10 protein-coding genes and 1 tRNA gene are annotated in these 14512 nt (G+C 66.2%); 4 read left to right on the forward strand and 7 right to left on the reverse strand.

The window, feature by feature from the left end; all coding sequences use genetic code 11:
- Positions 1 to 41 precede the first annotated feature (41 nt).
- Entirely contained in the window at positions 42 to 1958 is a 1917-nt protein-coding gene (asnB, locus tag RMN84_RS11945; RefSeq protein WP_309612390.1) for an asparagine synthase (glutamine-hydrolyzing), read from the reverse strand.
- Positions 1959 to 1986: 28 nt separating this feature from the next.
- Positions 1987 to 2060: transfer RNA gene (locus RMN84_RS11950), tRNA-Gln, on the reverse strand.
- A 160-nt stretch (positions 2061 to 2220) separates the two neighbouring features.
- On the opposite strand from RMN84_RS11950, the gene RMN84_RS11955 reads away from it, so the two are divergent.
- Both RMN84_RS11955 and RMN84_RS11960 read left to right on the forward strand, forming a co-directional pair.
- Positions 2221 to 3261 carry a Ppx/GppA phosphatase family protein gene (locus tag RMN84_RS11955; protein ID WP_309612391.1) on the forward strand — a complete coding sequence of 347 codons (1041 nt, stop codon included), beginning with the start codon at positions 2221 to 2223 and terminating at the stop codon, positions 3259 to 3261.
- The gene (locus RMN84_RS11960) at positions 3258 to 3941 is read left to right on the forward strand and encodes an RlmE family RNA methyltransferase (RefSeq protein WP_309612392.1); all 684 of its coding nucleotides are present in this window, start codon (positions 3258 to 3260) and stop codon (positions 3939 to 3941) included. The genes RMN84_RS11955 and RMN84_RS11960 overlap by 4 nt, the downstream gene beginning before the upstream one ends.
- A 36-nt stretch (positions 3942 to 3977) precedes the next feature.
- Here the strand turns inward: RMN84_RS11960 and RMN84_RS11965 are convergent, their stop codons facing one another.
- From RMN84_RS11965 to RMN84_RS11985, 5 genes are all read right to left on the reverse strand, one after another.
- Positions 3978 to 5159: a hypothetical protein gene (locus RMN84_RS11965; RefSeq protein WP_309612393.1), complete on the reverse strand. Its 1182-nt coding sequence runs from the start codon at positions 5157 to 5159 to the stop codon at positions 3978 to 3980.
- Positions 5134 to 6552 (reverse strand): MBOAT family O-acyltransferase, encoded by a 1419-nt coding sequence (locus RMN84_RS11970; protein WP_309612394.1) that lies wholly within the window; start codon positions 6550 to 6552, stop codon positions 5134 to 5136. Before RMN84_RS11970 ends, RMN84_RS11965 begins: the two co-directional genes overlap by 26 nt.
- A gap of 183 nt (positions 6553 to 6735) precedes the next feature.
- Entirely contained in the window at positions 6736 to 7446 is a 711-nt protein-coding gene (locus tag RMN84_RS11975) for a DsbA family protein (RefSeq protein ID WP_309612395.1), read from the reverse strand.
- Positions 7443 to 8807, reverse strand: coding sequence for a M48 family metalloprotease (locus RMN84_RS11980; RefSeq protein WP_309612396.1), 1365 nt, complete (start codon positions 8805 to 8807; stop codon positions 7443 to 7445). Before RMN84_RS11980 ends, RMN84_RS11975 begins: the two co-directional genes overlap by 4 nt.
- Before the next feature lie 76 nt (positions 8808 to 8883).
- Positions 8884 to 11520, reverse strand: coding sequence for an Rne/Rng family ribonuclease (locus RMN84_RS11985; protein ID WP_309612397.1), 2637 nt, complete (start codon positions 11518 to 11520; stop codon positions 8884 to 8886).
- Positions 11521 to 11887: 367 nt separating this feature from the next.
- Here RMN84_RS11985 and RMN84_RS11990 point away from each other — a divergent pair, with 367 nt between their 5' ends.
- Together RMN84_RS11990 and RMN84_RS11995 are read left to right on the forward strand one after the other, a co-directional pair.
- Positions 11888 to 12775: an N-acetylmuramoyl-L-alanine amidase gene (locus RMN84_RS11990; RefSeq protein WP_309612398.1), complete on the forward strand. Its 888-nt coding sequence runs from the start codon at positions 11888 to 11890 to the stop codon at positions 12773 to 12775.
- A 39-nt stretch (positions 12776 to 12814) separates the two neighbouring features.
- The coding region (locus RMN84_RS11995) for a transglycosylase domain-containing protein (protein ID WP_309612399.1) at positions 12815 to 14512 on the forward strand (1698 nt) is incomplete at its 3' end.

Consider the following 14512-nt stretch of genomic DNA (forward strand, 5'->3'; position numbering starts at 1 on the left):
AGCTGTGGATGACGAAGTTGACCCGCACCGGCGCGCCAGGCTTAGGCGGCACGGTCGACGCTCGATGCCTGATATTCGCTCCACCACAGCCCGAATACGGCGATGGCGTAGAGGATGCGACCGTGGTCGGCGAGGCCGCGCCTGTGCTCGTCGAACAGCCGCTCGACCGCGCCGGGATCGAGATAGCCGGCCGCCGCCGCGCCGCTGTCGTGCCACAGCGTGCGGGCATAATCGCCGAAGTCGCCGCGCAGCCATTTGGCGTGGGGGATCTGGAAGCCCTGCTTGGGCCGCTTGAGAATATCGGGCGGGAGCCACGGCGCGATCGCCCGGCGCAGGATCAGCTTGCCGGTCGCGCCCTGCAATTTCTGTTCGATCGGCACGGTCATCGCCCAGTCGACGAGCTTGTGCGACAATAACGGCACGCGCGCTTCGACCGAATGGGCCATGCTCGCGCGGTCGAGCCGGGTGAGCATCGCCGACGGCATGTTGAGCGTCAGGTCGGCGAACAGGAATTGCTCCAGCGCAGTCTTGGCCGTGCCGCCGGGCGGGAAATATTCCTGCTCCAGCGTGGCGAAACTATCCTCGCCCTCGTGCCGCTCCCAGAACTCGCGGGAATAGAGAGTGCGGCGCAGGCTGCGGCTGCTGATCTGGGTGGCGGCGAAGAACTGCTGATAACCATCGGGCAAGTTGATGAACTCGGCGGCGCGACGGCCCTTCTGGTGGAGGTAATTGAGCTGCTCGCCGGGCAGGGCGGGGATGCCGTCGACGAGCCTGCCGAGCACCTTGCCGCTGCCGATCAACCCGCGAAACCGCTCGATCAGATGGGCATTGCGATGGCGCTTGTAGCCGGCGAACAGCTCGTCGCCACCTTCGCCGCACAGTACCACCTTGACGTGTTCGGCGGCCAGTTTCGACGCATACCAGGTTGGAATCGCGGCCATGTCGGCGAACGGCTCGTCGAAATTGGCGAGCACTTGCGGCAACACCTTGGTCGCGTCGCCAATCTCCATCGGCATGACGATATGCTCGGCACCGAGATGATCGGCGATGCGCCGCGCGGCGTCGGTCTCGTCGATCTTCGCGCCGGGATAGCCAATGGTGAACGCCTTGATCGGCAGGTCGGTCGCGCGGGTCGCGGCGGCGAGCACGGCCGAGCTGTCGATCCCGCCTGACAGGAAGGCGCCGACCGGGACGTCGGACTGCATGTGCCGCTTCGTCGACGACAGCAGCATCGCGCGCATCTGCTCGACCCAGCCGTCGGTCGAGAGCGCCTCGCCGGGGCGAAAGCGCGGCTCCCAGTAGCGGGTTTCGGTCGCGGCACCGTCCGGGCCGATGGTGAGGTAATGCGCCGGATCGAGGCTGCGCACTTCGCGGAAGATCGAGCGGGGGCGGCGAACGTGGCCGAAGCTGAAAAAGTCATGGACCGCGCGATCGTCGACCGTGAACTGATGCCCCGGCAGCAGCCGCAGTGACTTGAGTTCGGATGCGAACGACAGGCCGCCGTCCTGCTCGGAAATATAGAGCGGCTTGATCCCGAGCGGGTCACGCGCCAGCGTCAGGGTGCGCGTCTTGCGGTCCCATACCGCGACGGCGAACATGCCCTCCAGCCTAGCCCACGTCTCGTTGCCCCAGGCAGCGAACGCGGCAAGGATCGTTTCGGTATCGCTATGCGTCCCGAACGGATATCCGGCGGCGGCGAGCGGCGCGCGCACGTCGAGGTGATTGTAGATCTCGCCGTTGAAGACGATGGCGAAGCGGCCATCGGCGGTCTCCATCGGCTGATGCCCGCCGGCGACGTCGAGGATGCTCAGTCGGCGCATGCCGAAGCCGATGTCGCCGTCGATCATCACGCCGCTGTCATCGGGCCCGCGATGGAGGATGGCGTCGCACTGCGCGGTGACGACGCGCTCGGGCACGTCGCGCCCGCCCCGCCTGTACCAGCCCGCGATGCCACACATGCCATGACCTCGCGAACGGCTGAAATGCTGGATGCCCCGCGAGGATTCGAACCTCGATTAACGGAGTCAGAGTCCGTAGTCTTACCATTAGACGACAGGGCAATGGAGCGGGCCGGCAGATAGGTTCCACCCGGCTCCCTGTCAACGGCGACGGCGCCCCTCGCGGCACCCGACTGTTGCATCGGGAACATAATAAGCGTTAAACTCGGGGCAGGTCAGCCGCCGGTATGTCCGACGGTGCAGTATTGGATTGAGCGCAGTCATGGCGCAGTATGCCGCCCCCGCGCCGGCCCCCGCCTATGGGGGTGCCGGGGCCCCGCCAGTTTCCGGGAACCGGTCCCAGCGCCACACCTACGGCGCGATCGACCTGGGCACCAACAATTGCCGCCTGCTGATCGCCCGGCCCGACGAGGCGGGGTTCACCGTGCTCGACGCTTTCTCGCGCATCGTCCGGCTGGGCGAGGGGCTCGGCCAGACCGGGCGGCTGTCGACGGAGGCGATGGACCGGGCGGTCGCGGCGCTGGCCGTCTGCGCGGACAAACTGCGCCGCCGCCATGTCTCGCTGTCGCGATCGGTGGCGACCGAGGCATGTCGCCGGGCCGAGAATGGCCGCGAGTTCGCCGAGCGGGTACGCAATGAGACCGGCCTCGCGCTCGACATTATCCCACCGCAGGAAGAAGCGCGGCTGGCGGTGCTGGGCTGTCACAAATTGCTCGAGCCGGGCGACGGGCCGGCGCTGATCTTCGACATCGGCGGCGGGTCGACCGAATTGGTACTGATCGAACCCGGCGACGACAATCCGCGCATCCGTGCCTGGTGGAGTGCCCCGTGGGGGGTGGTCTCGCTGACCGAGACCGAGGGCCGCGCCGCGATCGAGGGCGAGGGGCGGGTCGCCGCTTATGCCCGGATGCGCGAGCGGGTGTACCGCAGCTTTGCCCGTTTCATCGAAATGCTGCCCAAGGATCCGCAGAACATCCGCCTGCTCGGCACCAGCGGGACGGTGACGACGCTGGCCAGCGTCCACCTTGCCCTGCCCAGCTATGACCGGCGTGCGGTCGACGGGCTGCACGTGCCGAGTGAGGCGATGCGGCGGATCAACACGATGATCGCCGAGATGGACTTCGGCGAGCGGGCCGCTTTGCCGTGCATCGGCCCGGATCGCGCCGACATGGTCGTGGCCGGCTGCGCGATCCTCGACGCGATCCTCGACATCTGGCCGGCCGAGATGCTCGGCATCGCCGACCGCGGCATCCGCGAAGGCATCTTGCGCTCGCTGATGGCGCGCGATGGATATGTCCTGTGAGAGGCAGCGGATCAGGCGGACGGACACGGGTCAAGACCGCGCGGGGGCGCAAGGTCGGGTCGACCAAGTGGCTCGAGCGGCAGCTCAACGACCCCTATGTCCGCCGCGCCAAAGCCGAGGGCTATCGCAGCCGCGCCGCCTATAAATTGCTCGAGCTCGACGAAAGGTTCAGCCTGCTCAGGGGCGTGAATTATGTCGTCGATCTCGGCATCGCGCCGGGCGGGTGGAGCCAGGTCGTCCGCCGCCGCGCGTCGGGGGCGAAGATCGTCGGCATCGACCTGCTGCCGACCGACCCGATCGACGGGGTCGAGATACTGCTGATGGACTTCATGGCCGACGAAGCGCCGGGACAGTTACGCGAGGCCCTCGGCGGGCAAGCGGACCTCATCCTGTCGGACATGGCGGCGAACACCGTCGGCCATCCTCAGACCGACCATCTGCGCACGATGGGACTGGTCGAGGCGGGGTTGGAGTTCGCGGTCGAAATGTTGCGGCCGGGCGGAGCCTATGTCGCCAAGGTGCTGGCGGGCGGAGCCGACAACGCCCTCGTCGCCACGCTCAAGCGCCATTTCACCACCGTCAAACACGCCAAGCCGCCCGCCAGCCGCAAGGGATCGAGCGAATGGTATGTAGTCGCGCAGGGGTATAAGGGGCGAGAGGGCGGCACCGACCGATCCTGAACCGCGAGCATCGAGGATCGTTCGTCGTCCGCGCCCTCAATAGACACCCGGCGGGACACAATCGTCGCGGGTCAGGGGAGCAGGAGCGTCGGTGCGGAGCTTCAAGCGCGGTGTCAGCGTCGCCAGCCGACGCACATAGGCATCGGTGAACACTGTCGCACACGCCTGATTGAGATGCGACCATTCGGGCATGATCAGCCGCCGCACCTCGGGCGGAAGATCGTCATTGTGCACGCCAATGCTATGGGTGTCGCGCAGCAGGGCCTCCCACCCCTTTGCCTTGGGCACCTGCGCCTCTTCATTGACCCTCAGGTGAATATCCGACGGCGGGCGAACGAATACCACCTCGCCGCCGCGCGCGCGGATTGCGCCTACGGCTTTGACCGCTTTCGCCAGGCCACCAGCGATCAACTTGGGCGTGTACGGAAACTCCTCCTTGAACCCCTTCCACGCGAACCGCGCATGGGCCCGCAGCCGCCGGTCGAACTGAATTCGCGGCCACATATGTGTCTGGCGGTGCTCGCCAACCTCGGCCAGTTTCCACACGTCGTCGAACGGGCCGTCGACCCCGTGGCGAAGCCCGGAGTCGAGGCGCGCTGCGATCACGCTTAATCGGTAGCTGGCATCGAGATAGGCGAGTCGTCGCTCCAGGACATGGCCGATCACCGCCGACGCGCGCTTCGCGGGCGATTCATATTGGGCGCGCTTGTGGATATAGCCGCCGTAGCCGTCGAACGGCTGGAAGAACATCGTGTCGGCCAGGCCGACGATCAGTAGTCCCTTGAATTCGGGATTCGCGGCGACATCCTGCAGCAGAGTCAACGCGCTGGTGCCATGAATGGCGAGTTGGACCGGCCGCTCGCCCGTCAGCTTCTGAAAGCGGTCGAGGTCGGTATCGAACAGGATGCGCGAATCACCAACGATCGCGACCGATGCTCCAGCCGATCGGGCGCGCTCGACCGCCCAGTCCGTCTGGCTATTGTCGAGATCACCGGAGTGCAGGCCGATGCGCCGTGCATTCCATTCAAGCGTGGCCGTACCGACCAGCATCACTACGGCGACCGCGAGCGCGAGCTTGCCCCACGGTTGATCGGGAATGTCGCGAGTCGGGACCGGTTGCGCCTGGCCCGGACGGTCGGACGCGGTCAGCCGAAGCCCGGCGGGCAGCGCGCCACCCTGCTTGTGGAGGCCGTCAGAACTGGAAGTAGATAAAGGCACTGCCCGTCCCCTGCTCTGCGACGATCGCCATGGCCATTGCCGCCCAGATCGTACCGACGAGCCACGCCGGCGTTCGCTCGATCGCAATCTCAAGCGTCTTGTCGCGCATGGCCCAATGGGTCGTGACGATTCCCGCCACGATCACCGACGCGTAGATCATCGGCAGTGCCGCGATCATCCCGACCGGCTTGATTGCGGCCCCTGCCATGGACCGCAGCACCGTCGCCGCGATCGTGAAATCCTTCGCTCGAAAAAACACCCAGGTGATGTTGATCAAGAGGAACGTCAGGGCGCCGATCGCGCCCAGCATTGTGCGTCCGGGCACGAACCCTGCGAACCGCCGCTTGAGCAAGCGCTCGCCCGACAGATACAGCCCATGCAACCCGCCCCACACGACGAATGTCCAATTCGCGCCATGCCACAGTCCACCGAGCAACATCGTGCCCATCAGCGCCAGATAGGTCCGCGCCTCGCCGTGGCGATTGCCGCCCAAGGGAATATACAGATAGTCGCGCAGCCAGCAGGACAGGGTGATGTGCCACCGTCGCCAGAAATCGGAGAATCCGATCGCCGCATACGGAAAGCGGAAATTGTCGGGCATCGCGAAACCCAGGCACAAGGCGACGCCGATCGCGGTCGTCGAATAGCCGGCAAAATCGCAAAAGATCTGTCCCGCGAATGCAAAGGTCGCGACCCAGGCGTCGAGCGCCATCGGCACGCCCTGACGCGCATCGTAAACCTTTTCCACCACCGGCCCCAGGAAGCCGTCGGCTAGCACCACCTTCTGGAACAGGCCGAGTGTGATCAGCGCCAGCCCAAAGAACAGCATCCGGCGATTGCTATATTTGGCTTCTTCGAACTGCGGAACGAGCTCTGTCGGACGCATGATCGGTCCCGCGACGAGATGCGGAAAGAAGGTCACGAACAGTGCGTAGTCGAGGAAGTTCTTCGCCGGCTTCGAGCGGCGCAGGTAAACGTCGAGCGTGTAGCTCAGGGTCGCGAAGGTGTAGAAGCTGATCCCGACCGGGAGGACGATGTCGTATAACGCCGGCTGATAATGGATACCGACCGAACTGGCCGCCGCGACCGAATTGTCGAGCAGGAACTGGCCATATTTGAAGAAGGCTAGCATCCCGAGATTGACCACCACCGAGGCCAGCATCCACAACCGCCGGGTCAGCGGTCGGTCGGACTTGACCATCGCCTGCGCCGCAAACCAGTCGACCACGGTCGAAATCCATAGCAGGATGACGAACGGCGGGTTCCACGCTGCGTAGAAAATATAGCTGGCGACGAGCAGAAAAATTTTGCGCGCGGGCCATGGCAGGGGCAATTGCCACACGCCGAGGACCAACACCAAAAACACGACGAACGTCAGCGAATTGAAGATCATGGCGCGGACCCGGCGCCGTCGGTCAGACGATCACTCACACATTGCTCTCCCCCTTGAGCAAGCGGCGACACGCCCGCGCAACGCAAAGCGCGAACGAACTTTGTTTAATCCAAATTAACCCCGAGTCGACCCCCTTCTTCAGGCTCGAAGCGTCCATGGTCCGCTATCCGGCCGATAGTAGCGCTAGCTCTTCCTTGCCCGCGCATCCGCTACTGCGGCCTTGAGCGCATCATACCCTACCGCCGCATTGATCACGCGGTCGCCGATCACGAACAGCGGCGTGCCGGTCGCGCCCAGTTGGCCGGCGAGCTGGAAGTTGCGCTTGAGCTCGGCTTCATATTCTGCCGAAGCGGGGGCGGGGGGAAGGCCGAACCGCCCGGCGACCGCGGCAATGCCTACGGGCGTCGGCGCGCCCTCGGCATAAAGCGCGTCGTGGAACGAGGCGAACTTGCCCGCCTTCGATGCCGCCAGCGCGACACGGGCCGCAGCAACGCTGTTCGGACCGAGGATCGGCAGCTCGCGGAACACCACGCGCAGGCCCTTGTCCTCGGCCAGCAGCCGCTCGATGTCGGGGATGCTCTTGCGGCAGTAACCACAGGCGTAATCATAGAATTCGACCAGCGTCACTTCGGGCTTGGCCGCGCCCTTCCACGACGAGGCGAACGGGGTTTCGATGGCGATGCGGTTGGCGGCGAGGACCGGAGCGTACTGGCGGTCCTTCAACGCGTTGCTGGCGTCGATCAGCATTTCGGGGTTGGCGATCAGCGCGGCCCGGATCGCTTCCGGACCGACCAGCTTCGGCACCATCGCATAGCCGACGATCCCGGTCAGCAGCGCGCCGATGACGCCCCCGCCGATCGCCGGACCCCATATTCCTCCGCCCCCATTGCTCATTTCTTGTTCTTCTTGTCCTTCTTCAGTGCGGTTTCGCTGACCATGGCGATATCCTGCGCGCGAAGATAGTCGGGGGTGCCGGGCTTGAGCCCGTTCAGGGCCATCTTCGCGTTGGTTAGCGCGCGCTTGTTCTCGCCTTGCAGGTTGCTCTGTTCGGCCATTGCGAGCGCGGCGCGCGGGGCATCGCCGTCATGGTCGTAGACCAGACCAAGCTGAAACCAGGCGTCGGGATTGTCATTGTCGCGGGCGATGGCGTTCTTCAGCACCTGCTTGGCCTCGGGGAAATTCTTGCCGTCCTCGGTCGCAACCAGCGCGTGGCCGAGCTGGGCGGCGATCATCGGCTTGTGGGGTGCCCTGGCGACGGCCTCGCGCAGCGGCGGGATGGCTTCGCGCGGCTTGCCCCCTTCGAGCAGGATCTGGCCCTTCAGCTCGAGGAAATAGGGATCGCTTGGCGCGGTCTTGAGCAGCGCGTCGGCTTCCTGATTGGCTTTGTCGGCATAGGCGCCGAGATGATAGGCATAGGCGCGGGCATAATGGCCCGGCACGCTCTGATCGCTCTCCGGGTAGAGGGTCACCGCGCGCTTGGAATCGACGTAGCCGATCAGCTTGGCCTTGACCCGCTCGAACCGCGCTTCGAGCTTCGGGTCGATCGGCTTGTTCCACGCCGGATCCTTCTTGTAGATCTGCTCCAGTGTCTGGATGCGGTCGCCGTTGAGCGGGTGGGTGCTGGCGTAATCGTCGGTCTGCGCGATCGCCAGGCGATACTCCTGGTTCTGCAATTTCTTGAAGAATTCGAGCGTGCCCCTGCCGCTGATCCCGGATTTGGTGAGGTAGCTGGCGCCGGCGAGATCGGCTGAGGATTCCTGGGCGCGGCTGAAGGCGAAGAAATTGCCCTGCGCGGCCTGCTGCCCGGCCGCCAAGATGCCCATACCGGCCTCGCCTGCACCGGCGGCGACTGCGGCGACTCCGAGCAGCAGCGACAGGATCGAAATTTTGCTCGCGACCGCCGCGCCGTCATAGATGCGGATCGAATGGCCGCCGGCGACGTGGCCGAGTTCGTGGGCGATAACGCCCTGGAGCTGGTTGACGTTGTCGGCGGCAACCAGCAGCCCCGACTGGATATAGACCGTCTGCCCGGTGGCGACGAACGCGTTGATTTCGGGGTCGTTGAGCAGGACGACGCTGACGCTTTTGGGATCGAGCTTGGCGGCCTCGATCATCGGGCGTGAAATGTCGCGGAACAGCGCCTCGGTCTCGCTGTCGCGCAGCACCGCCTGGGCCATGACCGGTTGGGCGGCGATGACGGCGAGCGTGACGCCGAGCAGGAATGATCGCGCGGCGCGGGACAGGCGGTTGCTCATGCGCTGCTCTCCCATCGGCCCGATGAACCCGTCATGAAAGCGGGGCGGCGAGGGTGTGCCCGCGCCGCCCCGTTCATCAGGCACCGATCGTCCGCGCCCACCAGCCCTTGCGCGGCTTGTCCGCGGGATCTTCGGCACCGTCGTTGCTCGCTACCGGAGCAGCTTCGGCGGTATCCGTGGAAGCGGCTGTGGCGGGAGCGGCTTTGGCGGGAGCAGCTTCCAGCTGGGTTTCCGCCGGCTCGGCCGCCGCGACGACCTTCTTGGCGCGCGGCTTGCGCTTCGGCTTCGTGTCCTCGGCGGCGACCACTTCGGGCTCGGGCGTCGGAGCCGGAGCCTCGGTGACAGATGCTTCGGTCACGACCGCCGGAGCCGCATCGGCCTTGCGGGCACGCGGGCGGCGGCGGGTCTTGGGGCCTTCTTCGACAAGCGGCTCGATCACTTCGTCAGCGCTCGGTGGATCCAAAGACGTGACCGGCTCTACCATCGGCGCGGCGTCGGCGGCAACATCGCCACCTTCGACCACCGGCGCGTCGCCCTCATAACCCCGCTCGCGGCGACCACCACGGCCGCCACGGCGACCACGACGCGAACGGCGCGGCTGGTCGTCACCCTCGGCGGCCTCGGGCTGACGAGCCTCTTCGCCACCATCGTCGGCGAGTTGATCATCCGCAGCTTCGCCCTCGGCGCGCGGTTCCGACCCTTCGACGATCTCGCTGCCATCCTCGCGGCGGCTTCGGCCGCGACCGCCACGGCGGCGACGACGGCGACGGCGGGCGCCGTCACCGTCCTCGCGCGGTCCGCGATCGTCGCTGCCCGAGCGATCGGCGCGTTCCTCGCCGTCCTCGGCGTCGTCGCGATCGTCGACCTCTTCCACGTCATCGACCTCGTCGACGAACTCATCGTCGACATCGTCGACGATCGGCGCGGTGACGGCCCGCACCGGCACGACCGGCCGGTTGCCCTGGCTGTCGACGGCCATCCGCGCGCCCTCGAAGCTCTCGTCGACCAGCACTTCGACCTGGACGCCATAGCGCTCCTCGATCTCGGCCAGTTCGGCGCGCTTCTTGTTGAGCACATAGATCGCCGCTTCACGCCCGGCGCGCAGGCAGATGCGGTCGCCGCGACCGCGCGCGGCCTCGTCCTCGATGATCCTGAGCGCGCTCAGCCCCGCCGACGATGCGGTCCGCATCAGGCCGGTGCCTTCGCAATGCGCGCATGGACGGGTCGAGGCTTCGAGCACGCCGGTACGCAGCCGCTGGCGGCTCATCTCCATCAGCCCGAACGACGAAATCCGGCCAACCTGGATGCGGGCGCGATCATTCTTGAGCGCGTCCTTCATCGCCTTCTCGACCTTACGGTTATGAGACGATTGTTCCATGTCGATGAAGTCGATCACGACCAGCCCGGCCATGTCGCGCAGCCGCAGCTGCCGCGCGATCTCGTGCGCCGCCTCGATGTTGGTGGCGTTGGCGGTCTGCTCGATATTATGTTCGCGCGTCGACCTGCCCGAGTTGATGTCGATCGACACCAGCGCCTCGGTCGGGTTGATGACGAGGTAGCCGCCGGACTTCAGCTGGACGAGCGGCTGGTACATTGCCGACAGCTGGTCCTCGACGCCATAGCGCTGGAAGATCGGGGTCGGGTCGGAGTAGTTGATGACCTTCTTTACATGGCTTGGCATCAGCAGCTTCATGAAGCCGCGCGCCGCCGTGTAGCCTTCGTCACCCTCGACGATCACCACGTCGATCTCGCGGTGGTAGAGGTCGCGGATCGCCCGCTTGATCAGGTCGCTGTCGCGATAGATCAGCGCCGGGGCGGAGGAGCCCAGCGTGCGCTCGCGGATCTCGTCCCACAGGCGGGCGAGATAGTCGAAGTCGCGCTTGATCTCGACCTTGGTCCTTTGCAGCCCGGCGGTGCGGACGATCAGGCCCATCGACGTCGGGAGCGACAGGTCGCCCATGATCGACTTGAGCCGCTTGCGGTCGGCACCGTTCGAAATCTTGCGGCTGATCCCGCCGCCGTGCGACGTGTTGGGCATCAGCACGCAGTAACGGCCGGCCAAGCTGAGATAAGTGGTCAGCGCCGCGCCCTTGTTGCCGCGCTCCTCCTTGACGACCTGGACCAGCAGCACCTGGCGGCGCTGGATGACGTCCTGGATCTTGTAGCGGCGGCGTAGCGCCTGGCGCTTCTTGCGCAGTTCGTCGGCGGCGCTTTCGTCGACCGGCGAGCGGGCCGAGCCGGTGCCGGTTTCGGCCACGCGCGGCTCGCCGTTCTCGTCGTCTTGGTGATCGTCGTCGAGATTTTCGTCGCCCTCGCCGCGAATGTCGTCGGCAAAGCCATCGCTGTCGCCGCCGCTCTCGTAAGCCTCGGCGTCTTCATGATCGTCATAGTCGTCGCTGCCGCGCAGCCGCTCTTCCTCGGCGGCATGCTCGGCCTCTTCGCGCAGCAGCGCGTCGCGGTCCGACTTGGGGATCTGGTAATAGTCGGGATGGATTTCACTGAAGGCGAGGAAACCGTGACGATTCCCGCCGTAATCGATGAACGCCGCCTGGAGCGACGGTTCGACCCGGGTTACTTTGGCGAGATAGATATTACCCTTGAGTTGCTGGTGCTCCTGGGACTCGAAATCGAGTTCCTCGATCCGGTTACCCTTGGCGACCGCGACCCGAGTTTCCTCCGGGTGGCGCGCGTCGATCAGCATGCGCATGGACATTGATATTACTCCGGCCGCGCGCGGCGGACCTGGGGGCCTCGCGGCGCGCGCGCAAATGGGTCTCGCCGGGTCGGAATAAGCCGACTGGCGAAACATGGTTTGGGACAGATGCCTCTGCTGCGGTGGTCATCCCGACGCTCGTCGGGAAGGACATGCCGCGCGGCTCTGAAAAGAGCGGGCGGGAGATGTCCTGTGGCGTCATGCAGCGTCAACCTTGAGAGCCGCGCCAGAAAAAGCTGCGCGGCCGCGTCCCGCCGGTGTGCCGACGGACAGGTCCGGTTAGCATTGCGCCGACCGCTCCGCAACCGTCCGTGACACGGGCGTGGTTTAAACAGCGTTAACCATGGCTGGCCGATGATGCTATTCGATGACGGTGATCACGGCAAAGATGAAGCGGGCGGGGCTGTTGGCCGGGATCGCCGTGGCGGTGGTCACTTCGCTGGCGCTGCTCGGCGGCGTGGTCCGTCCCGGCGGGCATGACCTTGGCAAGGCGCTAGTCGGTGAGGCGCGTCAGACGGCGCTGACGCTCGACCTGCCGCAAGCCGTCGCCGACGTGCCGGTCAGCCAGGCGCGGCTGCCGGGGCGGCCGATCGTCCTGATCGATCCCGGCCATGGCGGTCACGACCCGGGCGCAATCGCGGTCTCGGGCAAGGTCCAGGAAAAGGCGCTGACGCTGGCGCTTGCGACCGAACTGCGCGACCTGCTGGTGGCGCGCGGTCGGGTGCGGGTGGCGATGACCCGGCGCGACGACCGCTATTTGACGCTCGATCAGCGGCCCGATCTCGCCCGGCGGCTCGGCGCGGCGCTGTTCGTGTCAGTGCATATGGACCATGCGCCCAACCCGCTGGCGCGCGGGGTGACCATCTATTCGCTGTCAGACGTCGCCTCCGATGCCGAAGCGGCGCGCTTCGCGGCGGTCGAGAACCGGGCCGGCGGCGGCCTGACCAGCGAGCCCGACGGTTCGGTCCGCGCGCTGCTGTCCGACCTGGCGGTGCGCGGGCAGATGGAGGACAGCGCGGCCTTCGCCCAGCGCCTCGTCCGCCGCGCGTCCGGCCCGGTCCTGCTCCGCCCGCGCCCGCACCAGTTCGCCGCGTTCCACGTGCTGAGGCGCGCGGACACGCCGGCGGTGCTGGTCGAGGCCGGCTATATCAGCAATGTCGACGATGAGGCGGCGCTGGTGACGGCCAAGGGCAGGGCGCCGCTCGTCCTGGCGCTGGCGCAGGCGATCGAGGCCGATCTGGCGGTGCGTCGCTAATCCTTTGCGCGGGCAGCGCGGTTCGCTAGACGGGCCGCAATGCTCAACCTCCCGACCCTGCGTATGCCCACCCTCCGGCGCCCGAGCTTCGCCTTTCTCGACCGGCTGCCGGACATGGTCGCGTTCAACGATCGCGCCCACGCTCGGCTCGACCCGATCTTCGCGCGGACCTGGGTGCGCTGGCTGAGCTATGCCGCCAGCGCGCTGTTCCTCGTCTTTGCGGTCACCTGGCTCTATTTCTCGGCCGGACTGCCGAGTTCCGAGAAGCTGATGGCCTATCAGTCCGCGCTGCCGACCAATGTCCGTGGCTATGACGGCGACCCGATCGGCACCTTCGCGCGCGAGCGGCGGGTCGAGCTGGCCTTCGACGAATATCCGCCCTTGGTCGTACACGCCTTCATCTCGGCCGAGGACAAGACCTTCTTCTCGCACGGCGGGATCGATTATCCCGGACTGGCCGGGGCGGTGTTCGACTATGGCGTCAAGAAAGCGACCGGCGGGGCGCGGGCGCGCGGCGGATCGACGATCACGCAGCAGGTCGCCAAGCATCTGCTCGGCGACGACGAATATTCGGTCAAGCGCAAGATCCGCGAGGCGATCCTCGCCTTCCGCCTCGAATCGACCCTGTCGAAGCCGCAGATCCTCGAAATCTACCTCAATTCGATCTTTCTCGGCCGCAATGCCTATGGCGTGCAGGCCGCGTCGCGCGCTTATTTCGACAAGGATGTCGCCGACCTGACGCTACCAGAGGCGGCTTATCTGGCGGTGCTGCCCAAGGCACCGTCGAATTACGACCCGATCCGGGCGACCGAAAAGGCGCTGATGCGGCGCAACTATGTGCTGCGCGAGATGCTGGCCAACGGCTACATCAGCCAAGCGCAGCATGACGAGGCCAAGGCGACGGGGCTCGGCACCATCCCTTATGGCTCGAACGCCCGCATCCATGAGGCAGGCGGCTATTTCATGGAAGAAGTCCGCCGCGAGCTGCTCCGCAAGTTCGGCGAGAAGGCCGAGAATGGCCCGAACAGCGTCTATGCCGGGGGCTTGTGGGTGCGCACCTCGATGAACCCGGTGATGCAGGACGCCGCCGCCAACGCACTGCGCGACGGGTTGGCCCAGTTCGACGGCGGACGCGGTTGGATCGACCCCAAGATCGAGCTCGACATGAACCGCGACTGGCGCGGGCAGTTGCTGGCGACCTCGCTTGGCACCGGCTTTGCCGACTGGTCGAAGGCGGTGGTGCTGTCACGCGAAGGCGGTGGCGCATCGATCGGGCTGCCGGACGGATCGACCGGGATCCTCCCGGCCTCGAACGCGGTTCAGCCCAAGCGCGGTGTCGGCGGCGCGGCGTTCACCTACCTGCGTCGCGGGATGGTGGTGATCGTCAAGAAGGTCGGCACCAACCTCTTTGCGCTGCGCTCGATCCCCGAGGTCGGCGGCGGCATGGTCGCGCAGGAAGTGCGCACCGGCCGCGTGCTGGCGATGCAGGGCGGGTTCGACGTGATCGGCTCGTCCTATAACCGCGCGACTCAGGCGTGGCGCCAGCCGGGCTCGGCGTTCAAGCCGATCGTCTATGAAACCGCGTTGGAGAATGGCCTGACCCCGGCAACGATCCTCGTCGACGCGCCGTTCTGCGTTTATCAGGGCGCGGGCCTGGGCAACAAATGCTTCAAGAATTTTGACGCGAGCTATGCCGGTTCCAAGACGATGCGGTGGGGCGTCGAGCAGTCGCGCAAC

Origin of the sequence: Sphingomonas sp. (assembly GCF_031380695.1) — a bacterium.
Lineage (GTDB): Bacteria > Pseudomonadota > Alphaproteobacteria > Sphingomonadales > Sphingomonadaceae > Sphingomicrobium.